At 38.5% G+C, this 22903-nt stretch carries 21 protein-coding genes and 1 pseudogene; 15 read left to right on the top strand and 7 right to left on the bottom strand.

Annotated elements, in window-relative coordinates:
* The first annotated feature begins 9 nt into the window (after nucleotides 1-9).
* From rpoA to DBO93_RS16615, 3 genes are all read left to right on the top strand, one after another.
* Entirely contained in the window at nucleotides 10-999 is a 990-nt protein-coding gene (gene rpoA, locus DBO93_RS16625) for a DNA-directed RNA polymerase subunit alpha (protein ID WP_081151061.1), read from the top strand.
* A 42-nt stretch (nucleotides 1000-1041) separates the two neighbouring features.
* Complete coding sequence (gene rplQ, locus DBO93_RS16620) at nucleotides 1042-1449, top strand: 50S ribosomal protein L17 (RefSeq protein ID WP_108457338.1); 408 nt, start codon at nucleotides 1042-1044, stop codon at nucleotides 1447-1449.
* Between the two features lie 168 nt (nucleotides 1450-1617).
* The gene (locus tag DBO93_RS16615; RefSeq protein ID WP_108457337.1) at nucleotides 1618-2517 is read left to right on the top strand and encodes a phosphoribulokinase; all 900 of its coding nucleotides are present in this window, start codon (nucleotides 1618-1620) and stop codon (nucleotides 2515-2517) included.
* A 73-nt stretch (nucleotides 2518-2590) separates the two neighbouring features.
* Here DBO93_RS16615 and DBO93_RS16610 read toward each other — a convergent pair.
* A pseudogene (locus tag DBO93_RS16610) lies at nucleotides 2591-2994 on the bottom strand (OsmC family protein).
* Nucleotides 2995-3812: 818 nt separating this feature from the next.
* On the opposite strand from DBO93_RS16610, the gene petA reads away from it, so the two are divergent.
* The 5 genes from petA (at nucleotide 3813) to DBO93_RS16585 (ending at nucleotide 7605) form a co-directional block, all read left to right on the top strand.
* Nucleotides 3813-4403, top strand: coding sequence for a ubiquinol-cytochrome c reductase iron-sulfur subunit (gene petA / locus DBO93_RS16605; protein ID WP_108457336.1), 591 nt, complete (start codon nucleotides 3813-3815; stop codon nucleotides 4401-4403).
* The gene (locus DBO93_RS16600) at nucleotides 4403-5671 is read left to right on the top strand and encodes a cytochrome bc complex cytochrome b subunit (RefSeq protein ID WP_108457335.1); all 1269 of its coding nucleotides are present in this window, start codon (nucleotides 4403-4405) and stop codon (nucleotides 5669-5671) included. The genes petA and DBO93_RS16600 overlap by 1 nt, the downstream gene beginning before the upstream one ends.
* Nucleotides 5668-6366 carry a cytochrome c1 gene (locus DBO93_RS16595; protein ID WP_108457334.1) on the top strand — a complete coding sequence of 233 codons (699 nt, stop codon included), beginning with the start codon at nucleotides 5668-5670 and terminating at the stop codon, nucleotides 6364-6366. Before DBO93_RS16600 ends, DBO93_RS16595 begins: the two co-directional genes overlap by 4 nt.
* A gap of 95 nt (nucleotides 6367-6461) precedes the next feature.
* On the top strand, nucleotides 6462-7103 hold the full coding sequence (sspA, locus tag DBO93_RS16590) for a stringent starvation protein SspA (RefSeq protein ID WP_081150077.1): 642 nt from the start codon (nucleotides 6462-6464) through the stop codon (nucleotides 7101-7103).
* 10 nt (nucleotides 7104-7113) lie between these two features.
* Nucleotides 7114-7605, top strand: a complete 492-nt coding sequence (locus DBO93_RS16585) for a ClpXP protease specificity-enhancing factor (RefSeq protein ID WP_108457333.1) — start codon at nucleotides 7114-7116, stop codon at nucleotides 7603-7605.
* 133 nt (nucleotides 7606-7738) lie between these two features.
* Here the strand turns inward: DBO93_RS16585 and hemL are convergent, their stop codons facing one another.
* The 4 genes from hemL to DBO93_RS16565 all read right to left on the bottom strand — a co-directional run bounded on the left by hemL (nucleotide 7739) and on the right by DBO93_RS16565 (nucleotide 12391).
* Complete coding sequence (gene hemL, locus DBO93_RS16580) at nucleotides 7739-9022, bottom strand: glutamate-1-semialdehyde 2,1-aminomutase (protein WP_204100631.1); 1284 nt, start codon at nucleotides 9020-9022, stop codon at nucleotides 7739-7741.
* 40 nt (nucleotides 9023-9062) lie between these two features.
* Nucleotides 9063-10073, bottom strand: a complete 1011-nt coding sequence (locus DBO93_RS16575) for an aspartate carbamoyltransferase (protein ID WP_182257482.1) — start codon at nucleotides 10071-10073, stop codon at nucleotides 9063-9065.
* A 198-nt stretch (nucleotides 10074-10271) separates the two neighbouring features.
* Nucleotides 10272-10703 carry a CopD family protein gene (locus tag DBO93_RS16570; RefSeq protein ID WP_108457331.1) on the bottom strand — a complete coding sequence of 144 codons (432 nt, stop codon included), beginning with the start codon at nucleotides 10701-10703 and terminating at the stop codon, nucleotides 10272-10274.
* Nucleotides 10700-12391 carry a chloride channel protein gene (locus DBO93_RS16565; RefSeq protein ID WP_108457330.1) on the bottom strand — a complete coding sequence of 564 codons (1692 nt, stop codon included), beginning with the start codon at nucleotides 12389-12391 and terminating at the stop codon, nucleotides 10700-10702. Before DBO93_RS16565 ends, DBO93_RS16570 begins: the two co-directional genes overlap by 4 nt.
* A 59-nt stretch (nucleotides 12392-12450) precedes the next feature.
* Between DBO93_RS16565 and DBO93_RS19040 the strand changes: the two genes are divergently transcribed.
* The 3 genes from DBO93_RS19040 (at nucleotide 12451) to DBO93_RS16550 (ending at nucleotide 15296) form a co-directional block, all read left to right on the top strand.
* Complete coding sequence (locus DBO93_RS19040) at nucleotides 12451-12951, top strand: DUF6776 family protein (RefSeq protein ID WP_239059027.1); 501 nt, start codon at nucleotides 12451-12453, stop codon at nucleotides 12949-12951.
* A 306-nt stretch (nucleotides 12952-13257) separates the two neighbouring features.
* The gene (erpA, locus tag DBO93_RS16555; protein ID WP_108457329.1) at nucleotides 13258-13599 is read left to right on the top strand and encodes an iron-sulfur cluster insertion protein ErpA; all 342 of its coding nucleotides are present in this window, start codon (nucleotides 13258-13260) and stop codon (nucleotides 13597-13599) included.
* A gap of 287 nt (nucleotides 13600-13886) precedes the next feature.
* The gene (locus tag DBO93_RS16550) at nucleotides 13887-15296 is read left to right on the top strand and encodes a M20/M25/M40 family metallo-hydrolase (RefSeq protein ID WP_108457328.1); all 1410 of its coding nucleotides are present in this window, start codon (nucleotides 13887-13889) and stop codon (nucleotides 15294-15296) included.
* 105 nt (nucleotides 15297-15401) lie between these two features.
* Here the strand turns inward: DBO93_RS16550 and DBO93_RS16545 are convergent, their stop codons facing one another.
* Together DBO93_RS16545 and DBO93_RS16540 are read right to left on the bottom strand one after the other, a co-directional pair.
* Nucleotides 15402-16571, bottom strand: coding sequence for an HD-GYP domain-containing protein (locus DBO93_RS16545; protein ID WP_108457327.1), 1170 nt, complete (start codon nucleotides 16569-16571; stop codon nucleotides 15402-15404).
* An 80-nt stretch (nucleotides 16572-16651) separates the two neighbouring features.
* Nucleotides 16652-17674 (bottom strand): DUF484 family protein, encoded by a 1023-nt coding sequence (locus DBO93_RS16540; RefSeq protein ID WP_108457326.1) that lies wholly within the window; start codon nucleotides 17672-17674, stop codon nucleotides 16652-16654.
* Nucleotides 17675-17941: 267 nt separating this feature from the next.
* Between DBO93_RS16540 and DBO93_RS16535 the strand changes: the two genes are divergently transcribed.
* The 4 genes from DBO93_RS16535 (at nucleotide 17942) to rpsF (ending at nucleotide 22886) form a co-directional block, all read left to right on the top strand.
* Complete coding sequence (locus DBO93_RS16535; RefSeq protein WP_108457901.1) at nucleotides 17942-18559, top strand: tetratricopeptide repeat protein; 618 nt, start codon at nucleotides 17942-17944, stop codon at nucleotides 18557-18559.
* 113 nt (nucleotides 18560-18672) lie between these two features.
* Nucleotides 18673-21114: a ribonuclease R gene (gene rnr / locus DBO93_RS16530; RefSeq protein ID WP_108457325.1), complete on the top strand. Its 2442-nt coding sequence runs from the start codon at nucleotides 18673-18675 to the stop codon at nucleotides 21112-21114.
* A gap of 184 nt (nucleotides 21115-21298) precedes the next feature.
* Nucleotides 21299-22057 (top strand): 23S rRNA (guanosine(2251)-2'-O)-methyltransferase RlmB, encoded by a 759-nt coding sequence (rlmB, locus tag DBO93_RS16525; RefSeq protein WP_108457324.1) that lies wholly within the window; start codon nucleotides 21299-21301, stop codon nucleotides 22055-22057.
* Between the two features lie 385 nt (nucleotides 22058-22442).
* Nucleotides 22443-22886 (top strand): 30S ribosomal protein S6, encoded by a 444-nt coding sequence (rpsF, locus tag DBO93_RS16520; protein WP_108457323.1) that lies wholly within the window; start codon nucleotides 22443-22445, stop codon nucleotides 22884-22886.
* The last annotated feature ends 17 nt before the right edge of the window (nucleotides 22887-22903 follow it).

Genomic DNA, 22903 nt, shown 5'->3' with positions numbered 1-22903 from the left:
GAGGACATAATGCAGGGTTCTGTAACCGAATTCCTTAGACCACGATTGGTAGATATTGAAACTATTAGTGCTACTCGTGCTAAAGTAACTTTAGAGCCATTAGAGCGTGGTTTTGGTCACACTTTAGGTAATGCGTTACGCCGCATTCTTTTATCTTCAATGCCGGGTTGTGCTGTAACTGAAGTTGAAATTGACGGTGTACTTCATGAGTACAGCAGTAAAGAAGGTGTGCAAGAAGACATCATCGAAATACTGTTAAACCTTAAGGGACTAGCGATAAGTTTAGAAGGCAAAAATGAAGCTGTTCTTACCTTAACTAAGTCCGGTGAAGGCCCTGTAACGGCTGCCGATATCCAACATGATGGTGATGTAGAAATTGCAAACCCAACTCATGTAATCTGTCATTTGACAGGTGATGGTTCTATCAGTATGCGTATAAAGGTTGAAATGGGACGTGGTTATGTTCCTGCTTCAGCTCGACGCGACGCCGAGGAAGAAGATCGTGCAATTGGACGTTTGTTAGTTGATGCTTCATTCAGTCCAGTTGTAAGAATTGCCTATGATGTTGATTCTGCACGTGTTGAACAGCGTACAGATTTGGACAAACTGGTCTTAGACATGGAAACTAACGGTACGTTAGATCCTGAAGAAGCAATTCGTCGCGCTTCAACAATTTTAGCTGAACAGCTAGATGCGTTTGTAGAGCTTCGTGATGTAACTGAAGTTGAACCAAAAGAGGAAAAACCACTGTTTGATCCTATTTTGCTTCGTCCTGTTGATGACCTTGAACTTACTGTTCGTTCAGCAAACTGCCTAAAAGCAGAAGCAATTCAATATATTGGCGATTTAGTACAGCGTGCTGAAGTTGAGCTTCTTAAAACACCTAATTTAGGTAAGAAGTCTTTAACTGAAATCAAAGACGTTTTGGCGTCTCGTGGTTTGTCTCTAGGTATGCGCCTAGAAAACTGGCCACCTGAAAGCATAGCTGATAACGACTAAGTCGATCATCGTTTTTTTAATAGTTGAGAGAAGGATTAACTTATGCGCCATCGTAAAAGCGGTCGCCAGTTAAACCGTAATAGCAGTCATCGTAAAGCGATGTTCCGCAATATGGCAAGCTCTTTAGTAAAGCACGGTTTGATCAAAACTACCGTTGCTAAAGCTAAAGAACTACGTATGGTAGTAGAGCCATTGATTACATTGGCTAAAACCGACAGTGTTGCAAATCGCCGTTTAGCGTTTGCTCGTACACAAGATAAAGAAGTAGTAGGTATTTTATTCAACGAACTTGGTGCACGTTACCAAGAACGTCCAGGTGGTTACACTCGCATTTTAAAATGTGGTTTCCGTACTGGTGATAAAGCTCCTATGGCTTACGTTGAACTTGTTGACCGCCCAGCAGCTGAAGAAGCCGCTGAAGTAGTTGAAGAAGTTAACGCAGAAGCATAATTTAGTACTTGTACTAAATTTATTCTGAAAGAATTAAAAGCGGAGCTTAGGCTCCGCTTTTTTGTTGTGCAAAATATAGTTTTTGAAATTAGAACATCAGGTTAAAGCTTGACCCGTCTATAAATACCTCGTATAACAATTGTCCATCTATTATAAGGTTGAAGTACTATGTCGTCACGTAATCCAATTATTGCTGTTACCGGTTCATCGGGAGCAGGCACTTCGACGACAACAGAATCGTTCGAGCATATATTTCGATCGCTCGGCATTACATCAGCCACTGTTGAAGGAGATAGCTTTCATCGTTATTCTCGTCAAGAGATGGATATGGAAAAACGTAAAGCCAAAGAGCAGCAACTTAAAATTAGTTATTTTGGTGATGCAGCTAATGACTTTGATGCACTTGAAAAGCTATTTAAAGACTACTCAGAAACAGGCAAAGGGAAAATGCGTCGTTATTTGCATACCTTTGATGAAGCTGTTCCATATAATCAAATGCCAGGAACATTCACACCTTGGGAAGATCTAGGTGATGGGACTGATCTCTTATTTTATGAAGGCTTACATGGCGGAGTTGTTACTGAAAAGAATGACGTTGCTAAACATGTTGATTTACTCATAGGCATGGTGCCTATTGTAAACTTAGAGTGGATTCAGAAAATTATTAGGGATACAAACAAGCGTGGACATAGTCGCGAAGCTGTAACACAAAGCATTGTTAGGAGTATGGAAGATTACATTTCTTTTATAACACCTCAGTTTTCACGTACACACATAAACTTTCAGCGCGTACCAACTGTGGATACATCAAACCCCTTTAGTGCTAAAGCAATACCAACATTAGACGAAAGCTTTGTTGTTATTCGTTGCAGAGAAGCCAGTCAGCTAGATTTTCCATATTACCTGAGTATGATAGATGGATCTTTCATGTCGAGGATCAATACCTTGGTTGTGCCAGGTGGGAAGATGGGTTTAGCTATGGAGCTTTTACTGACGCCCTTAATTAAAGACTTAATGCTTAAAAAGAATGAAGCAAATAAGCAACTTGACTGGATGAGTGATCTATAAAATTTATTATGAATATATAAACTGTTAGTGCAGATGACATTCTTAGCACTAACAGCAGTATATTTTTAGCTTGCTAAATATTATTTATCTCAAAATCATGCGTTATATTCACTGATTTATTCAGCATTAAAGCGACAGAACAATATTTATCAGCCGATAAGCTTACTGCCCGTTCCACATGTTTCTCACTCACATCGTTCCCTTCAATTACAAAGCGTAAATGTATATCAGAAAATAACTTTGGTACTGTATCCACTCGAGTAGCTGAAATTAGGACATTACAACTTTTGATATTTTGTCGTGCCTTTTGTAAAATGCTAACGACATCCACAGAAGAACAGCCCCCTAATGAAATCAAAACACTCTCTAATGGACTTGGGCCAAAGCACCAGCATTCGCATCTAATACAATTGTATGGCCGCTCTCTGAGGTGCCTACAAACATTTCTTCACCAATCCATTTTACTTGTGCTTTCATTGTGATTATTCCTGAGTAATATTAGTGCTGAATATTAGCGATATATTGTAATTTAAGCTAGTGATCACATTAAGTATATTAGGGCTCTTTAAAACCTTTAAAAAAAACATTCTCATTAAATTATTGTGTAAGAAAAAAAAGACGAAAGCTAATTTAAATACGTGTTAGGTATATTAGAAATTTAAAATACTAACCAAAAAACAACAACATCATTATTTTGAACTTTAGCAGCCATTATATTATTTTAATGATCTTGTTTTTAGTTTGGGAAGCGAACGACATTTTATTTTTTTCGAACTTTACGAGTGAAGTTGCAGATGAAAATATTTCAACATAAAAGTCTTTAATATGATTTACGACTTCATTTTAAGAAGTCAGGCTAAATATCTCCTGACTGGAGGTTAATTTTGTATATCACATTTATATTTTAGAGAAAGATACATATTACGCAGCTGTGGAAAATGTTAGTCCAACTTCATTTAAACTGTATTTTTTAGTCAAAGGGGGAGATTGTATTTAATATTTCTAAGTTGTTTCTCGCTTTAAAGTTTTTAGCGATATATATTTGTATTAGGCTAGATAAAAAGCCGATTAATGAGAATGGTTGTTATTTACTGCAATAGACAATTTATATTTAACTTATATTCATATAAACCTGCAGTGAAAAGGTTAATTACCTTGTAAAAAACAAGGGTTTTCTTTATTATCAGAACAATTTTTTTTTCGTTGATTTAGTCGATCAGCAATATACACTTGCACTGAGGAGATTTCTTAGTCAGCTGTTATTGTTTTAGCTAGATAATAATTGGAGAGTTTGAATGAGCAATGCGCCTGTTAACAACAGCCGTCGACGCTTTTTAACTGCAGCTACTTCGGTAGTTGGTGGTGTTGGTGTTGTCGGTGTGGCTGTGCCTTTCATTGGATCTTGGAACCCTAGCGCTCGTGCGAAAGCTGCAGGTGCGCCGGTTGAAGTCAATGTAAGTAAGATAGAGCCAGGTCAATTAATTCGTGCTGAATGGCGCGGTAAACCTGTATATGTTGTACGTAGAACAGAAGAAATTCTATCTACTTTGAGTGCTCATGATGGTCAATTGAAAGACCCTCAGTCAGAAGTACCACAACAACCAGTTTATGCAACTAATGCATACCGTTCTATTAAGCCTGAATTTTTAGTGGCATTAGGCGTATGTACTCATTTAGGTTGTGCTCCTACTTATCGCAAAGGCGACTTTGATCAAGAAGTAGAAGGCGTTAAAGACGGTTTCTTTTGTCCTTGTCATGGTTCAAAATTTGACATGGCTGGTCGTGTTTTCCAAAGTGTACCGGCACCAACTAACTTGATGGTTCCTGAACATTCATTTCCTACTGATGACACATTATTAATTGGTGTGGCCGGAGGAGCAGCATAATGTTTTCTAACTTAATGGCTTGGATCGAACAGCGTCTACCTTTGATGGACGCAATGAACAAACATGCAGCACAATACCCTGCACCAAAGAATTTCAACTTTTGGTATGTTTTTGGTATTTTGGCGAGTGTTGTTTTAGTAAACCAATTATTAACTGGTGTATGGTTAACAATGAACTATGAGCCTTCAGGCGATGGCGCATTTGCTTCTGTAGAATACATCATGCGTGACGTCGACTACGGTTGGTTATTGCGTTATATGCACTCAACGGGTGCTTCAGCATTCTTTGTTGTTGTTTATATGCATATGTTCCGTGGCATGATGTACGGCTCTTACCAAAAACCGCGTGAATTACTTTGGTTATTTGGTATGTTAATCTTCTTAGTATTAATGGCCGAAGCCTTCATGGGCTACTTGTTACCTTGGGGTAATATGTCATATTGGGGTGCGCAAGTAATCATCTCTATATTTGGTGCTATTCCCGTTATTGGTGATGACTTAACACTATGGATCCGTGGTGATTATGTTATATCTGGGGCGACACTAAACCGCTTCTTTGCCTTACATGTTATTGCCTTACCATTAGTGTTAGTTGTGTTGGTTTTCTTACACATTTTAGCGCTACATGAAGTGGGTTCAAATAACCCAGACGGCACGAATATTAAAAAGCCTAAAGGTAGTGTTCCTCCTGAAGAGCAAAGTAAATTTACTTTCCATGAGCAGTACACTAAGAAATACGATATTGTTGATGCGATACCTTTTCATCCTTATTACACCGTTAAAGATTTAGTTGCAGTAGTCATCTTTTTGATTATATTTTGTGGCGTTATGTTCTTTGCACCAGAAGGTGGTGGTTACTTTATTGAGGCGCCAAACTTTGAACCTGCTAACGGCTTGAAAACGCCTGAGCATATTGCTCCAGTATGGTACTTTGGTCCTTTCTATACTATTTTACGTATTATTCCAGATAAGCTGTTAGGTGCCGTAGGTATGTTTGGTGCGATTATCGCATTATTCATGTTGCCTTGGTTCGACCGTGGTACGGTTAAATCATTGCGTTACCGTTGTACTGCCCATACGGTAAACCTTATTCAGTTCGCTATTTGTTTTATCATTTTAGGTGTTTTAGGTACTTTACCTTCAAACCCACTAAATAACATGATTGGTACGATTGCGAGTTTCGGTTACTTTGGCTTTTTCGTTGCGATATGGATTTACAGTAAAAACGAAAAAACTCAGCCAGTTCCAGAGAGGGTGACAGGAAAATGAAAAAATTAATTTTAGCAGTTTTAGCTGTGCTACCTATGTTAGCAATAGCATCTGGCCCTAGTCTAAAGTTAGATGAAGCTAATAATGATTTACGTGACAAAGAGTCTCTAAAACGTGGTTTTGAAGCTTACATTAATAATTGTTTAGCTTGTCATGAATTAAAGTATCAGCGCTATAATCGTACGTTCGCTGATCTTGGGATTTCTGATGAAGATGGCGCGGCTAATTATATGTATACCGGTGAAAAAGTCGGTGATCATATTACTAATACTATGCCAGGCAAAGAAGCGGCGAAGTGGTTTGGTAGCACACCACCAGATTTAACACTTGAAGCTCGTTTTAGAAGTCCTGATTGGATATACACTTATTTGCGCTCTTTCTATGTTGATGAAAGTCGTCCGTTTGGTGTAAACAATAAAGTATTTAAAGATGTTGGTATGCCACATGTACTACAAAATCTTCAAGGTGTTCGTACAATAGATGAGCATGGTAACCTTTCTGAGGCTACTGGCGGGTCTATGACCACCGAAGAATATGATGAGTTCGCTCGTGATTTAGCCAACTTCTTAGAATATACCGGTGAACCAAATAAACTTGAGCGTGAAAGCTTAGGTTATTGGGTTATTGGTTTCCTATTTATCCTACTATTCTTTGCATACTTACTGAAAAAAGAATACTGGAGAGATGTACACTAGTTATTAATGATTTTAATACAGTGTAAACTTTAGATATTACTGGGGGCTTTGGCCCCCTTTGTTAGTTTTTTTAATTAAAAATTTTTGGAGGCATTATGGCCATAGCCGCAAACAAACGCTCTGTTATGACTTTATATTCGCATGCAGATGATATGTACAGTCATCAAACCCGCATTGTGTTGGCAGAGAAGGGTGTCGGTGTAGACATCCATTTGGTTGACCTAGCCAATTTACCTGAGGATTTACTTGATTTAAATCCTTACGGTACTGTGCCAACGTTAATTGATCGTGAATTAGCACTTTATGAAGCGTCAATTATTATTGAGTACTTGGATGAGCGTTTTCCTCATCCACCACTAATGCCGGTATACCCAGTGTCTCGTGGTCGTAGTCGTTTAATGATGCATCGTATCGAGCAAGACTGGTACAGCTTAGCAAAAACTATTTATAACGGACCAGCAGATGCCGCAGCAAAAGCTCGTCAGGAATTAAAAGAAAGCTTGTTAAGTGTTGCTCCTATTTTAAATGAAGCACCCTACTTTATGAGTGAAGAGTTTAGCTTAGTTGACTGTTACTTGGCTCCATTGCTTTGGCGTTTACCTGTTATGGGTATTGAACTTGAAGGTCAAGGCTCAAAAGAGCTGAAATCTTATATGTTAAAAGTATTTGAACGTGAGTCTTTTCAAGCGTCATTAACTGAGTCTGAGCGTGAACTACGCTTTGGCGCACCAGTTTAAGCACTAAGTTATGACAAACGCGATGACATCAACTAAGCCTTATATTGTTAAGGCTTTCTATGACTGGATTTCAGACAATGGCTTAACACCTTACATTGTAGTCGATGTAAATGTTTATGGTGTTATGGTGCCAATGTCATATGTAAATGACGGTCAAATCGTGTTGAATGTTTCTCTATCCGCTGTTGGTAGTATTTCAATGGGTGCAGAGACGATCGAAGTTAGTGCTCGCTTTGGGGGCAAGCTTGAAAATATGAGCGTGCCCTATGGCGCTATTGGTGCCATTTATGCCAAAGAAAATGGTGCAGGTACTTCCTTAGAAATTGAGCATCCTGATCAAGATGATATTGTTGAAAAACCTGCGCAACCACCGGCTAAAGTATCTTCGGTGAAAGCAGTAGATAATAAAGTGGATGGAAAAGTGTCAGGAAAACAAGAAAACGCTGATATATCAAAAGCAAAAAGGCCAAGCCTTTCGGTTGTTAAAACCAAAAAAGATTAAGCTTTTTGAGTTCAGACATTCTAAGTTACCTAGTTTTCATCATGAAAGAAACAGCACTAAATTGAATCAGGTTGTATAAATATTAAAAAAGGTAAGCGTAATGCTTACCTTTTTTGTTTTCTGGTATTCTAAATTACAATTGAGCGAAACAACGATCCGCTGCAGCTAAGGTAAATGCAATTTCATCTTCGCCATGTGCCGTAGAAACAAAACCCGCTTCAAAAGATGAAGGCGCCAGATAAACCCCTTCTTCTAGCATCAAATGAAAGAATCGATTGAACTTCTCGGCATCACATGCAGTTGCCTGAGCAAAGCTGGTTATATTTTCTTCTTCAGTAAAGAAGAAACCGAACATTGCCCCAACGTAATTAATTGCGAGTGACACACCATTGCGTTCAGCTGCTGCTTTTAAGCCCATAGCTAGCTTTTCTGTCGCATCACTTAGCTGTTGATGTTTATTGCCTTTACAAAGCTCATTTAACGACGCTAAACCTGCAGCCATCGCTATTGGGTTTCCTGATAACGTGCCTGCTTGATATACTGGGCCAACAGGTGCAATGTAGTCCATGATTTCTTTTTTACCACCGAAAGCACCAACAGGCATGCCTCCACCAATAACTTTACCGAGAGTAGTTAAATCTGGCAAAATATTATAGTGGGCTTGTGCACCACCTAATGCGACACGAAAGCCAGTCATAACTTCGTCAAAAATTAAAACGCTTTTATATTGATCACAAATTGCGCGTAAGCCTTCCAAGAAACCTGCTACAGGCGGTATACAATTCATGTTGCCAGCGACAGGCTCAACAATAATACAAGCAATTTCATTACCAAATTTTTCAAATATCTCTTTTACTTGATCAATATCGTTAAAGCTTACCGTTAAAGTATGTTTGGCAACATCTTCGGGTATACCCGGCGAACTTGGAACGCCCATAGTGAGCATGCCAGAGCCAGCTTTAACTAATAAAGAATCTGCATGACCATGATAACAGCCTTCAAATTTTAATATCTTGTCACGACCTGTGAACCCTCGCGCTAGTCTAATAGCACTCATGGTGGCTTCGGTACCAGAACTGACCATACGTAATCTTTCCATCGATGGAACAATCTCACGTACTTTTTCAGCCATGGTTATTTCTAGTTCGGTAGGGGCACCAAAGCTAAGACCATTTTGAGCCGTTTCAATAACAGCCTCAAGAATAGCGGGATGGTTATGACCTAAAATCATAGGTCCCCATGAACCGACATAATCGACATATTTTTTACCGTCGGCATCGAAAATATAAGCACCTTGTGCTTTTTTGATAAATAATGGTGTGCCACCAACGCTATTAAAAGCACGAACGGGGGAGTTTACGCCACCGGGAATAACTTCTTGGGCTTCATTAAATAATTGCTGAGAATTTTTTGTCATAGTCATCTACTCGTTGTTAACGTTACATTTGAGATTGAAATTAGTATTTATTGGTATGCCAGGTAACGGGTTTCTCATAATGGCTAAGTCGGCTTTCAACGCCTAAACTCAATGCAAATAATGCCATGCGAACCAAAACACCATTTTGTGCCTGACGAAATATCGCCAAATTATCTAGGTCGTTTAAATCGATATCTAACTCGTTAGCTTCAACACGAGAATCGCGCGGTAGTGGGTGCATGATTACGGTGTGTTGATGGCAGTATTGCTGATATATTTTTCGGTTTAAACTAAAGTGACCACGGTATAAATCAGCTTCATCTTTGCTTGCAAAACGCTCTTGTTGAATTCTAGTTTGATAAATTACGTCACAAGCCAAGTTGCCTTCAATTTTGTCGGTCATCACCACTTCATGTCCAGCATTAGTCAGTGTATCTACTATGCTATCAGGCATTTGTAATGCTTTAGGCGCAATCATAGTGACTTTTATATTGTTGTATAAGCTGATTAATTTAGAAAGCGAGTGTACTGTTCTGCCGTGTTTAAGATCGCCCATTAAAACGATGTTTAAACCATCAAGCCCCATATCGTAACGCGCCATTTCTGACTGAATAGTAAATAAGTCCAATAAGGCTTGAGTCGGATGTTCATTAGCGCCATCTCCTCCGTTGATTACTGGAACACTGCTACCTTTAGCGAAATCAGCTACAGAGTGCATGGCAGGATGGCGCATTGCTATTACATCAGAATATCCGCTAATAACGCGTGCGGTATCAAATAACGATTCGCCTTTTGAAAGAGAAGAGTTTTCCTGCCCAACTGTTTCTCTAACAAAACCGCCTAATAAGTTAAAAGCTGTACCAAAACTAACGCGCGTTCGGGTGCTGGGCTCAAAAAATAAATTGCTTAAGATTGCACCATCGAGGACATGACAGCGTTTTTTTCGCATGGCGTAAGGGGCCATTAGCGTTGAAATCTCTAGAATACGGGAAATACTTTCTCTATCGAATTGCGATACAGATAGGATATGGTTCCCTTCAAATTTCATCATGAATAATACCTAAATTATAAAGTAGATTAGCAATGAGACAATTCGCTATATTGTTAATCTCTTTTATTTATAATAAATAGCGGGCTGATACATAAAAATAACAGCAAAAATTTGCAGCGAAATATAGCACAAAAGTTACGTGCAGAATATGTATTATCTAATTTCTATTAAGAATTTTGTTTGATTTCTAGCCAAGATTTAAAAAGGTTTAATGTAAGCTAAAATCACAATAATTAGTAATATTATGATGGGTATTTCGTTGAAAAATCTATAGAACTTCCCAGAACGTGTGTTCTTATCCTCAGCAAATGTTTTGACAAGTTTAAAGCAGTATCCATGGTAGAGCAGCAATAAAATGACTAAGCCAATCTTTAAGTGTAACCATTTAGCAGCAGCAAACCATGCATAGCCATATTGAACAATAATCGCAATACCCAGTAGCACAGTCAAAAGGGCAAAAGGTGTAACAAAATAAAGTAATCGGCGTTCCATACCTTTAAAATGTTGGTGTACCAAGGGTTCTTTAGATTCAGCATGATTTACAAAAATACGGGGTAAATAAAAAATGCCTGAAAACCAGGCTACCATAAAAAAAACATGAAATGCTTTGAGCCAAAGAATGGTTGTCATTTGTCGGTTTTTCCTTTTAATAGGTAAGAGCGAATATAGTCAAAAGTTATTATACCCATAATTTGATCGGGATTATCTTGGTATATATAAACTCCACCCTCCCTTGTTTTGACTAATAATAAATAAGCTTCAGCCAATGTAGCCTGACTAGAAAGTGGCAATAGCGTATGTTTCTCTATTGAAGGGGTATCTTCAATATTGGTGGTGTTTTGCTGATAAAAAATAAATGTTGCCTGTTCGTTATTGCGACTCACTTTACAAATAAGGTTATCTTGTGGGGTTTGTTCCGATAGTGCGGCGCTAATTGCATCTTCACTGGGGTTATCCAGTAGTGTGAAGGCTTCCTCCATTACCCCAATTACTCCTATACGTTGGAGGGATTTTTCAATAGGGGGTCTTCGGTAAGGTAAACCTTGTACTTCTAGCTGCATTATAAATATTGAGCGGTTGCCAAAAAATTGACCAGAGAAAACACAAGCACTCGTAATAACAATCATGGCAGGAACAATAATTTCAATTTGATTAGACATTTCAACTACACAAAGCAAGGCAGCTAAAGGCGCGTTGAGTGTAGCAGCCATAAAACCTGCCATGCCCATTAAAGCAAAGTCACTGGCGGAAAAATTTCCGGTCATAAAGTAGGTAGCTATAACGGAGCCACAAATTCCTGCAATAGCGCCAATGCCAAGAATTGGACCAATAATCCCACCAGGTATACCTAAGCCTAGGGCGAATATGGTCATCAGTACTTTTGCGACTAATAAGCCAAGTAATAACTGTAATTCTAAATTGTTTTGTAAAGAAAAATTAATAGCACTGAGGTCAGTTCCCATGGCATAAGGTACTGCATAGCCTAACGCCCCGGTTATAAATGCAGCTGTAAGTATTCGCGGAACAATATGAAAGCGAGCACTGTGTTTTATCACTAAAATTAAGTAGCGATTAAACACAAAGGCAATAAGACCCAATATCATACCTAAAATAGCTAAGATGAAATAATGATCAATATTTAAAGTGATATCGGTGAAATATCCGAACTCGTGTGTTGGCCCAAAAATACTACTTGTCGTCATAGAGCCAACAATAGCGGCAATCATTACCGGTATGAAAATATGGACTTTATATTCGCGTAATATTACTTCCATCACAAATAAAACCGCGGCAATAGGGGTATTAAAACAAGCAGCAATGCCAGCAGCAATACCGCAAGCACTTAAACTTCGAATTGCGTTATAGGGTAAGTTTAATTTATTGCCAATATAACTACTACAAGCGGCACCTAGATGTACCGCAGGGCCTTCCCTACCAACAGAGAAACCAGCAATCAGTGCTACTGCACTCCCAATGAACTGATTAACCGTGTTACGAAAAGGTATTACACCATTGGCAATCTTCAAACGATGCAAAACAAAAGGAATGCCACTACGAATGTATTTATATCCCGTTAGCCAAGCAAAGAATAGAATGACAACCGCACCGATTATTGGTAATTGGAAACGACTTAAAGGGGTTAAGCTGTTATAGTCGTCTTTTTCGCTCATAAAAAATGATTGAACACCTTCTATGGTGAATATGAAAAGCACAACCAGCATTGCTGATGCAAAACCTCCAATAGCCGCTAATAAACATAGCTGCCAAGATGTTTGAGGTAGAGCAAGGCGTTTTTTAAGTTGGTTTATTGTCTTCATATTGAGTTGTTTTTATTGGACATATTTACAGACATTGCGGATATCATAATACTTTTCAAATGAATTGGTTAGCAAAAATAAATTTCAGCACCGTAGTAAAGCGCTTAGGAACATTTAGTTCGGCGATTTTACTCTTGATCATTGTCGCTATATTACTATTCTGTGGTTATAGAATAGGTAATTTCTATCATGGCTATCAAACGCAAACCTTAGCACAACAACAAAACCGATTAGACTTTACTTATCAGCAACTGGTTGAGAAAACTCAGCGAATAAATACCTTAGAAGTTGAATTAGAAGTTGAGCGTATGGCGAATATCCAAAGCCAGCAAACGTTAAAGTCTATTGAACAAGCACACTATCAAGTTAAAAAAGAACTCGCTTTTTATGAAAAAGTTATGGCGCCAGAAAAACAAGCCAATGGTTTAGTTATCGATGGTGTAAGCCTAACTAAATCAGAAAGTCCGGGCATTATCGCTTTCAAGTTGTCCTCGTTCAGCAGTTATTACGCAAACGATATGCAAAAGGTTATATCGAGATCTCGATTACGGGTAGTTTAGATAACAAGCCAACTAATATTGCTTTATCTCAGCTGTCTACCTTAGAGCAGAAAGATTTATCATTTAGTTTTCAGTACTTCCAAATTATTGCGGGTGAATTAACTCTGCCTGAAAATTTTATTCCTGAAACTATTAATGTCGCTGCGATACTGCCAAAAAGTAAGTGGCAGAAATACAATCGTGTCGACCACAGTTATCCATGGCTAAAAAGTATAGATAATATTACACAGAGTCAGCCATAATACTTGACTAAAACAGTCAAGTTTAAGATAATTACCCTAGTTAACCTGTTTTAAGTTGAGTTTTATGTCAAATCCTGAATTACCTATTAAATTTTCCGACGCTGCGGCGACTAAAGTATTGACGTTGATCACTGAAGAAGAAAACCCAGACTTGAAATTACGTGTTTATGTTACGGGTGGTGGCTGCTCTGGTTTTTCGTATGGTTTCACTTTTGATGAAAAAGTCAACGACGGTGATATGACGATAGAAAAAAAAGGCGTTACTATGGTAATCGACCCAATGAGCTTGCAGTATTTAGTTGACGGTGAAGTCGATTATATTGAAGGCCTAGAAGGTAGTCGCTTTTTAGTGAAAAACCCAAATGCAACGACCACCTGTGGTTGTGGTTCTTCTTTTTCGATCTAATATTAAGCATTTAGTGTAAATAAAAGCCGACTAAGTGTCGGCTTTTTTGATCTTCGACCACTTAGAGGTAAGCGAGTTGATAACTCAATAAATAGCTTGCTCATCAATAACCTCTTAAATGACAGATCTACATTATTGCTTTAAGTGTTGAAGGGCAGTAAATCTTTACAATTGTTGCAAATATTTAAGGAATGATATCAGCTGAATCAAGGGATGTTATTGCAAGTCAGGTGCCTTTTATAGATACTTAAAGGCAAATTGTAAAAATAATTGATTTAAGGAAAAACATGGTTTCTAAAACAAAATTAATTGCCAGTACTGGTTTAGCCGCTCTAATAAGCGTAGTCAGTTTCTTCGCGTCAGCACAACAATTGAATGCTGAACAACAAACCCAATTGAATACGCTAAAGCAAACGGCGCTACAATCAGATTTATCCTATCAATTAATTGAATCGTTAACTACAGAAGTTGGTCATCGCTTAATGGGGTCTGAAGGCGATAAAAAGTCGATTATTTGGGCCGTAAATAAAATGAAAGCTTTAGGGTTCGATAAAGTTTGGACCGAAGAAGTTACCGGAAGTTATTGGTTACGTGGTGAAGCAAAAGCTCGAATTGTCGCTCCTTATCCGCATGACTTAGTTGTTTTAGCACTGGGTGGCAGTATCGGTACAAAACAAGAAGGTTTAACCGCTAATGTTGCTCATTTTGAAACCTTTGCTGACTTAAAAGCGGCACCAGATAACAGCCTTAAAGGTAAGATCGCTTTTGTTTCTTATCAAATGGAACGTCATATTGATGGTGAAGGATATGGGCCAGCAGTAGGTACGCGAGTCGGTGGTGCTGTAATTGCAGCACAAAAAGGTGCTTCAGCACTAATTATGCGCTCTGTTGGAACTGATAATAACCGAACGGCACATACTGGTGTTATGCGTTATAACGATCAAGTTAAAAAAATTCCAGCGGCCGCTTTATCGAACCCTGACGCTGATTTATTAGTGAACCAACTCAAGCGTGGTAAAGCGGTGAGTTTATACTTAAATATGACCGCTAAAACGAATGCTGAAGTTGTTGCAACATCTGCTAATGTTATTGGTGAATTTACGGGCAGTGAATTACCTGAAGAAATTGTTTCATTAGGTGCTCACTTAGATAGCTGGGATGTTGGTACAGGTGCATTAGATGACGGTTTAGGCATAGGTATGGTAATGGCTGCTGCTCACCACATTGGGCAATTACCTCAACGTCCTAAACGTACTATTCGCGTTATTCTTTTCGCTGCTGAAGAAGTTGGTTTATTAGGCGCTAAGCAATATGTAAAAGCGCATAAAAATGATATGGATGCTCATGTACTGGGTGCTGAATGGGATTTCGGCATAGGGCGCATTTATAAAATGACCCCAGGGGTTGGCGCGCAATCATTAAACGCTATTCGTGAATTAGCTCAATATTTGGCTCCAATGGGCGTAGCGTTAGCACCAGAGAATAATGCCAAAGGACAATCCGATATGAGTGCATTGAGTGATGCAGGTATGCCAAGCATCAACTTTTCACCAGATGGCTCAAATTATTTCGATTATCACCATACTGAAAATGATACTTTAGACAAAGTTGAACCAGAAGCTTTAAAGGTTAATACTGCTATTTATACTATGTATGCTTACTTCGCAGCTCAGGCGATGGTGGACTTTAGAAAATAAATAACAAATGTAAAAGGGCTAACATATCTCATATTAGCCCTTTTTATTTATACTTTTTTATACACTGAAATCTATAAGTATATCTTGCCCCAATAATCACTTTGATTAGCCTTCTTGTAATAAGAATTCGATAATCCGATTGTGATCAATATCAAAATCTGCAGCATTAACACCTCGAATAATAAAGTCGGCTTCTTTCGCTAGATCAATATTTTTTGCCATGATATATCGTTGATATTTTATATTGTAAAAACAACGTACCTTGGGGTTGATTGGATCGTCCTCATTTCTGCTTTCAACAATAGCAAGGCGGTGAGAGTTAAGCTCTACTATGCTACCAACAGGGTAGACACCTAAACACTTAATAAACAAATCTACTAGTCTAGGCATAAGTTTACCGTCAACGGCCAAGCGTCTTAATATATTGAATGCTTTAATTGGGCTGTAATTTTTTTTGTAACAGCTCTCTGCTGTTAGCGCATCAAAAATATCACAGATGGCGATCATCGCCCCGTAGTTAGAAATGTTGTCTTGTTTTAATTGTTGCGGGTAGCCAGACCCATCTGAACGCTCATGATGAAGCGCAGCAACCTCTAAACTTAATGGCGAAATATCGGGTATCGCTTTAATAATTTCAACGGAATGATTGACGTGTTCCTTTATAATATGGAACTCTTGATCTGTTAACTTTTCTACTTTATTGAGGATATGTTCGGGGACTTTAATTTTACCTACATCATGTAGAAATGCACCAATGGCAAGCTGCTGAGTAATATCACGATCTATTTTTAAAAATCGAGCAAAAACAGTCATAAGTACAGAAACAGAAACAGAATGCTCTAATAAATATTCATTTTTGTCACGAATATTTATCACACAAACTAACGCATCAGGATTTTTAAATATTGCTGTTATGATGTGTTGAGTAACTTCAATAATAGGCGCAAGGTTGATAGCACGGTTCTCTTGGACATCAAGGAAGATTTGTTGCTGAATTTTTTTTGATTGCTTGAATAACTTTTTAGCTTTGGTAACCTCGAGGATTAAAGGCCCAGGTTTTTCTAATTGTTCGGGGAGATTGGCCTTGAGAGCTTCGTCGATAGTTTTAGTGGTATCAATCAATACAGAGTCGACACCCTTAGCTTTTAAGCTGCGGATTATGTCTTTATTTTTGATATGTCCAGCACGTGCTAAATTATAGGTACCATGTTGTTCGGCAATATCGACTACAAAGTGGCCTTTTTTTAAATCATTAATACTAACTTTTATTATCATAATGCAATTACTTAGGACAGATACCTTATATAGTAGTCACTGGTTAATAAAAGGAAATTTATTTTATCAAAAAATTATTCTTATAGCTTAAACACCATGCCATTATTTGCTTTTTTATTTACATATAGGTTTTTGTCGGCAGTTTTTAACAATTCATCCATCGTCTCAGCACCACTGCTTGCCGCAGCTCCACAACTAATGCTAACAGGTAACCGGCTATTTTGATAAGGCATAGGATTCTTCTCAAAGAACTGACATAAACGATCACTAGCTTGTTCAGCTTCTAACAGTGTTTGGCTGGCAAGGACAACGACAAACTCATCACCAGCATAGCGAAAGCATTTATCATTCTCCCGCACTAACTCCTGTAATTGACTCGCCACATAAGTCAAAACTTTGTCGCCACAGTCATGCCCATAGGTATCATTTATCACTTTAAATTTATTACAATCAATAAATAACACCGAAAAAGGTACACCATAACGGCGTTGGCGAATCTGCTCTTCAGCGATACAAACTTCCATTAAGCGGCGGTTAGCTACACCGGTTAATCGATCATAATGCGCCATGTATTGCAGTTGCTCTCGAATTAAGACATTTGATAAACAAAGGCTGACTTTAACCGCGAGCTGTTCTAAATGAAAAGTACCTAAGTCTTGATGAAATCGAGCAGATGATTTATCGGTAAACAATAAGCTACCAAATAACTTACCTTCTAATGATAATGGCGTTAGTGCCGCCGACTTTGCACCGACTAATAAGGTTTTTGGTACAATGTTATCCAGTTGTTCTAACTGGTTAGTTAACATCGGTTTCTTGTCTATATGTAATAAACTTAATTTTTCAGCAGATATTTGAGAGGTGTTTTTTTGATGCCAATTAGATTGTAAATTACCATTAATGAGATAACTTATAGGTGTTGGTTCAGCAAGGAGCAAGGAAATCCCAGACAATTGAAATTTAGTTTGAATCAGCCCAAGTAAGCGCTCTAGAAGCTCCTCACTAGATTGACAAGCAAGTACTTCTGTTTCTATTTCAAATAATTTACGGGCAATACTTTCGTTTACTTTTGAATTTTCAATTAACTGATGAATTTGCGACATTGAGTTCGCCTTGATTGCTCAGATCTTTATCATTGTTATATTTTATCTTAGAGAGTGCAAGTATATTCCTAGCAGTATTAATTGTGCTTGAAGACAGAAAACTAAGCGTTAGTAAAATAAAAGGGCTTTAATGGTATTATATTTGCTTGTTAAGCAGATTAAATAGGTTAATTTTAGCAACAATTGGCTAAGCTAATTGAGATAATGGCCGATATAAAAATAACTCCAATTAAATAGCATCATAGGGAACGAAGTAATATGCAACCAATGCGAAAATTACTTATAGCAATCTTATTTACTTGTGCGCAGATTATCAGTGTTTCGGCTGCAGAATTAACTGCTGTACAAATTTATAGTGATAACGTGTTGCTTGATTTAATAAAAGAGAACAAGCACTTAAGCCAAGTTGTTATTGATGATTGCCAATTAGTACAAGATATTGAAGCGCGTGCGGTGAAATCTCAGATGCCGTCCTATCAATTTCTCTGGGGCGACATGCTGGCTTACGGAGTTTGCGTAAAGAAAGATGTGCCGTTAGGTTTGCATTATATGCAGGCTTCTGCCGATCAGGGGTTATCTGAAGCACTAGAGCAAATGGGGCGTTATTACCATGTTGGTAAGTTTGTACAAGTTGATATTAATCAAGCCATTATGTTTTTAAAGGAGTCAGCGGCATTAAATAACTTAAAAGCTCAGCTTAGATTAGCCGATTTATATTTAGCCGGTCATGGCAGCCCATTAGACTTTCCTCAGCTATATACCCAGTTACATCAATCTGTTACCGATGATAAAAAAGAACATAAAGTTATCGCTCAGCATTTGGCTAAATTAGCGCAAAAAATGCCTGACCGTGTCGTGAATGCTGCCAGTAACGGAAAGTATTAACCGCTTATACCGGCAAAATATTGTTCTTATTTGTAATAACCTCAGGCTTTTATCTCGCTTGGGTATATAGTTAATCTACGATATACTACAAAAAAAACCATTACTGAATAAATGTGACCGATAAAGACCCACACAAACAGCGTGAAGCTGACAAATATGATAAACCGGTAGCAAGCCGAGAGCTGTTATTGTCGCTGATCGAAAAATCTAATATCCCGCCAACCTTTAAAGCTATTGTTAAGCAGTTGCAGTATACCGACGAAGAAATGATTGTCGGAGTAAAACATCGTCTGCGCGCCATGGAAAATAGCGGTCAAATTGTGTTTAACAAATTTAAACAATACGCTGTTGCAAATCGTAGTGATGTTTTAACGGGTAAGGTTATTGGTCATCGTGATGGTTTTGGTTTCTTTGCCCCCGATAGTGGCGACAAAGATTTCTATATTTCATCTTATGAAATGAAGCGGGTTATTCATGGTGATATAGTCGAAGCTATACTGATTGATCGTACCGATCGAAAAGGTCGCAAAGAAGTTAAGATACTTGATGTTATTAAACCTCGCACTGCTGGAGTTGTAGGTCGATTTTATGTTGATCATCATATTGCCTGTGTTGTGCCCGATGATGCCCGTATTCAACAAGAAATTTTGATTCAACCAGATAAAAAGTTAGGCGCCCGTCACGGCGAAGTCGTTGTTGTTAATGTTATTCAAAGACCGACTAAACGTTCAAATGCGGTGGGTGAAGTGATTGAAGTGTTAGGTGAGCATATGGCTCCCGGTATGGAAATTGAAATTGCTTTACGTGAGCACGATCTTCCAAATCAATTTTCTCCTGAAGTTATTGCTGAAGTTAGCGGCATTGCAGATGAAGTTGAAGAATCTGCAAAAGCACCAAGAGTTGATCTTCGTGAACTACCCTTAGTTACTATTGATGGTGAAGACGCACGAGATTTTGACGACGCGGTTTATTGTAAACCTATTGCTGATGGTGGTTGGACGCTTTGGGTTGCTATCGCTGACGTAAGCTATTACGTGCGTGATAAAACCGCATTAGATGAAGAAGCTATTTCTCGTGGTAATTCAGTGTATTTTCCAAGCCAAGTTATTCCTATGTTGCCGGAAAAGCTTTCTAATGGCTTATGTTCATTAAATCCTGATGTTGACCGGTTGTGTATGGTTTGCGAAATGACCATCAATGCAGCGGGCGAGCTAGCCGGTTCGAAATTCTATCCTGCGGTCATGCGCTCTAAAGCACGTTTTACTTACAGTAAAGTAGCAACCATATTAGGTGTGAACCCAGAGCAAAAAGACGAAGATTATCGCGCAGAATTACGAACACAGTATCAAGCATTGATCCCAGATTTAGATAACCTAAATACTATGTATCATGTGCTGAGTAAAGCGAGAACTAAGCGTGGTGCAATTGCTTTTGAAACCACTGAGTCTCAATTTCTTTTTAACAGTGATAGAAAAATAGAATCTATTGTGGCGATGGTACGTAACGATGCACATAAAATCATTGAAGAATGTATGATTTTAGCCAACGTTGCTACGGCAGAGTTTATCGAAAAACATAAAAAGCCAGGTCTATTTCGTGTTCACGATAAGCCGAGTGAAGACAAGTACAATAACTTTCTTAGTTACGTTAACGAGCTTGGTCTCGACCTATCTTCAATGGGAGAGCGTAAGGAACAACCTGAGCCGCAAGACTATTGTCACATATTAGAGAAAATAGCCGACCGACCTGATCAAGAGCTCATTCAAACCATGTTATTGCGCTCAATGCGACAAGCGGTATATCAAAGCGATAATATTGGCCATTTTGGTTTAGCATTACCATCATATAGTCACTTTACTTCGCCTATACGCCGTTATCCTGATTTGGTGGTACATCGCGTTATTAAAGCTATTTTAGATGAACAAGCTAAAGATGAAGCGAACGCTGGCGCGCATAATTATACCCCTGAAGCAGTAATAGAGCTTGGTGAACATTGCTCTATGACCGAGCGTCGTGCTGATGATGCAACACGTGATGTTTCAGACTGGCTTAAATGTGAATATATGCAAGATCATGTTGGTGATACATTTACTGGTGTTATATCGACTGTAACTAACTTTGGTTTATTTGTACGTTTAGCTGACTTACACATTGAAGGCTTAGTACATATTACCTCGTTAGGCCATGACTATTATCATTTTGATGATGTACGCATGTGTTTAACAGGCGAAAATACGGGTGCTAAGTATCATATTGGCGACACGGTAGAAGTACAAGTTGCAGCGGTTAATCTTGATGAGAAAAAAATTGACTTAGCACTCGCTGGTGCTAATGCTGTTATCAAACGTGCAAAACCACAAACGAAAAGCAAAAGCTCAGATAAGCATAAACGCGGTAAACGCTCTGCAGGTAAATCAGTATCAGAAGACGCAAAAGCGAGTTTTGATGAAAAAGCTCAACCAGCTAAAGCCGGCGATAAAACTACAACAAAAGCTAAGAAGCGCAAGGCGAGAAAAAAGCGTCCAGGTAAAAATGCTCGCAAAGCCGTTGATTAACTTATTAATGGTGAAATTATAACGGATTGCTTGGCACTTATGTCGTCAGTTTACGTTGTCGCCAGTTAACCTAATAAAACCCGTCTAGATTGTAACTTATTTAGCTGCAAAGACATGTTATACCAAGTCTTCACGAAATCAGTTGAGTTGGTAAAAAGTAACTAATAGAGAAAGAATTAAATTTATGGCAAAGCAAGAAGAGTTAGTCATTGGCATTCATGCCGTAAAAGCCTTGATGGAACACGCACCAGAAAGGTTTATCGAGTTATGGTTGCTCAAAGGTCGTGATGATGACCGTTTAATGCCTATTATTAATTTAGCGCAAGAGTACGGTATCCTTGCGCAAATGGCGAATCGCAAAGTACTTGATGATAAAAGTGAAGGTGAACAGCATCAAGGTGTTGTTGCTCGTGTTAAGCCTGGTAAAGTTTTCACTGAAGCCGACTTAGAAGACATTCTTGCAGAAGCTGAACGTAAAGAACAAGCGCCATTTTTACTGATACTTGATGGTGTAACTGATCCTCATAACTTAGGTGCATGTTTGCGAAATGCTGATGCAGCGGGTGTACAAGCGATTATTGTTCCAAAAGATAATGCTGCGCGTTTAACCGCAACTGTTCGTAAAGTTGCAGTTGGAGCTGCTGAAAGTGTGCCATTAGTACAAGTAACTAATTTATCAAGAACCATGAAAGCATTGCAACAAATGGGTGTATGGATTATCGGTACTGCCGGTGAAACCGATACTTGCCTATACGACGTAAAATTAGCTGGCCCAATGGCATTAGTAATGGGCGCAGAAGGTAAAGGTATGCGCCGTTTAACACGCGAAAATTGTGATCAACTGGTTAAATTACCTATGGCAGGCAGTGTGTCTAGTTTGAACGTATCGGTAGCAACGGGTATCTGTTTATTTGAGATAGTACGTCAACGAATCGTGAGTTAACGCACAAAACTAATGAAAGCAAAGTAAGCTGAAACTTATTCTATTTAAGATAGCCTAAGCTTACTCTGCATTTTTTCAAAGATATCCTTAAGCATAATACTTATTTATTCGAGTTAACGACTAAAACACTCACCTCTCCACTTCATTTATCTCTATCCAATATAAATTTAACCATTTTTGGCTAGATTATCTGCTTAATATAATATGCCAAGTGAATGAATATTAAGTTTAAATTACTTTAAATAAACTATATGAAGCATCTTCTTGCCTTTTTTGCTGATTTTCCCTACAATACGCGTCCTTAATTCAGCCTGAACTTTTGTTCCTTGCCTCAACTGGTGTTGGCTGAGCCAGACAATGAGGCTACAACCGTAAGGAGCTCGTAATGCGTCATTACGAAATCGTATTTATGGTTCACCCTGACCAGAGTGAACAAGTACCAGCTATGATTCAGCGTTACAGTGACATCGTCACTAATGCTGAAGGCAAAATCCACCGTCTTGAAGACTGGGGCCGTCGCCAATTAGCTTACCCAATCAATAAATTGCACAAAGCACACTATGTTTTAATTAACATTGAAGCGCCACAAGCCGTTATTGATGAATTAGAAACTTCTTTCCGTTATAACGATGTTGTTATACGTAACATGATCATGCGCACTAAAGACGCGGTTACTGAAGCTTCAGCTATGGCTGTTGCTAAAGAAGACCGTCGTGATGAGCGTCGCGAAGTGAAGAAAGACGTTACTGACGCACCAGCTACTGAAGCATCAGATGTTGAAGCACCAGCTGCCGAAGCACCAAAAGAAGAAGCTGCGAGCGAAGAATAAGTAACCTGTGACCGTTC

It is taken from the genome of Colwellia sp. Arc7-D (genome assembly GCF_003061515.1).
Classification (GTDB): Bacteria; Pseudomonadota; Gammaproteobacteria; order Enterobacterales; family Alteromonadaceae; genus Cognaticolwellia.
The sequence above is the reverse complement of the archived record's forward strand: the minus strand, read 5'-3'. Positions and strand labels throughout refer to the sequence as shown.

Bases quoted from the DNA above. Each gene is read 5' to 3' on its own strand.
- DBO93_RS16565 (WP_108457330.1), bottom strand. From the start codon at position 12,391: ATGAAGACAATAAACCAACTTAAAAAACGCCTTGCTCTACCTCAAACA.
- rpoA (WP_081151061.1), top strand. From the start codon at position 10: ATGCAGGGTTCTGTAACCGAATTCCTTAGACCACGATTGGTAGATATT.
- DBO93_RS16535 (WP_108457901.1), top strand. From the start codon at position 17,942: ATGCGAAAATTACTTATAGCAATCTTATTTACTTGTGCGCAGATTATC.
- sspA (WP_081150077.1), top strand. From the start codon at position 6,462: ATGGCCATAGCCGCAAACAAACGCTCTGTTATGACTTTATATTCGCAT.
- DBO93_RS16595 (WP_108457334.1), top strand. From the start codon at position 5,668: ATGAAAAAATTAATTTTAGCAGTTTTAGCTGTGCTACCTATGTTAGCA.
- DBO93_RS16540 (WP_108457326.1), bottom strand. From the start codon at position 17,674: ATGTCGCAAATTCATCAGTTAATTGAAAATTCAAAAGTAAACGAAAGT.
- petA (WP_108457336.1), top strand. From the start codon at position 3,813: ATGAGCAATGCGCCTGTTAACAACAGCCGTCGACGCTTTTTAACTGCA.
- DBO93_RS16600 (WP_108457335.1), top strand. From the start codon at position 4,403: ATGTTTTCTAACTTAATGGCTTGGATCGAACAGCGTCTACCTTTGATG.
- erpA (WP_108457329.1), top strand. From the start codon at position 13,258: ATGTCAAATCCTGAATTACCTATTAAATTTTCCGACGCTGCGGCGACT.
- rlmB (WP_108457324.1), top strand. From the start codon at position 21,299: ATGGCAAAGCAAGAAGAGTTAGTCATTGGCATTCATGCCGTAAAAGCC.
- hemL (WP_204100631.1), bottom strand. From the start codon at position 9,022: ATGACAAAAAATTCTCAGCAATTATTTAATGAAGCCCAAGAAGTTATT.
- DBO93_RS16615 (WP_108457337.1), top strand. From the start codon at position 1,618: ATGTCGTCACGTAATCCAATTATTGCTGTTACCGGTTCATCGGGAGCA.
- DBO93_RS16585 (WP_108457333.1), top strand. From the start codon at position 7,114: ATGACAAACGCGATGACATCAACTAAGCCTTATATTGTTAAGGCTTTC.
- DBO93_RS16575 (WP_182257482.1), bottom strand. From the start codon at position 10,073: ATGATGAAATTTGAAGGGAACCATATCCTATCTGTATCGCAATTCGAT.
- DBO93_RS16570 (WP_108457331.1), bottom strand. From the start codon at position 10,703: ATGACAACCATTCTTTGGCTCAAAGCATTTCATGTTTTTTTTATGGTA.
- DBO93_RS16550 (WP_108457328.1), top strand. From the start codon at position 13,887: ATGGTTTCTAAAACAAAATTAATTGCCAGTACTGGTTTAGCCGCTCTA.
- DBO93_RS19040 (WP_239059027.1), top strand. From the start codon at position 12,451: ATGAATTGGTTAGCAAAAATAAATTTCAGCACCGTAGTAAAGCGCTTA.
- rpsF (WP_108457323.1), top strand. From the start codon at position 22,443: ATGCGTCATTACGAAATCGTATTTATGGTTCACCCTGACCAGAGTGAA.
- rplQ (WP_108457338.1), top strand. From the start codon at position 1,042: ATGCGCCATCGTAAAAGCGGTCGCCAGTTAAACCGTAATAGCAGTCAT.
- DBO93_RS16545 (WP_108457327.1), bottom strand. From the start codon at position 16,571: ATGATAATAAAAGTTAGTATTAATGATTTAAAAAAAGGCCACTTTGTA.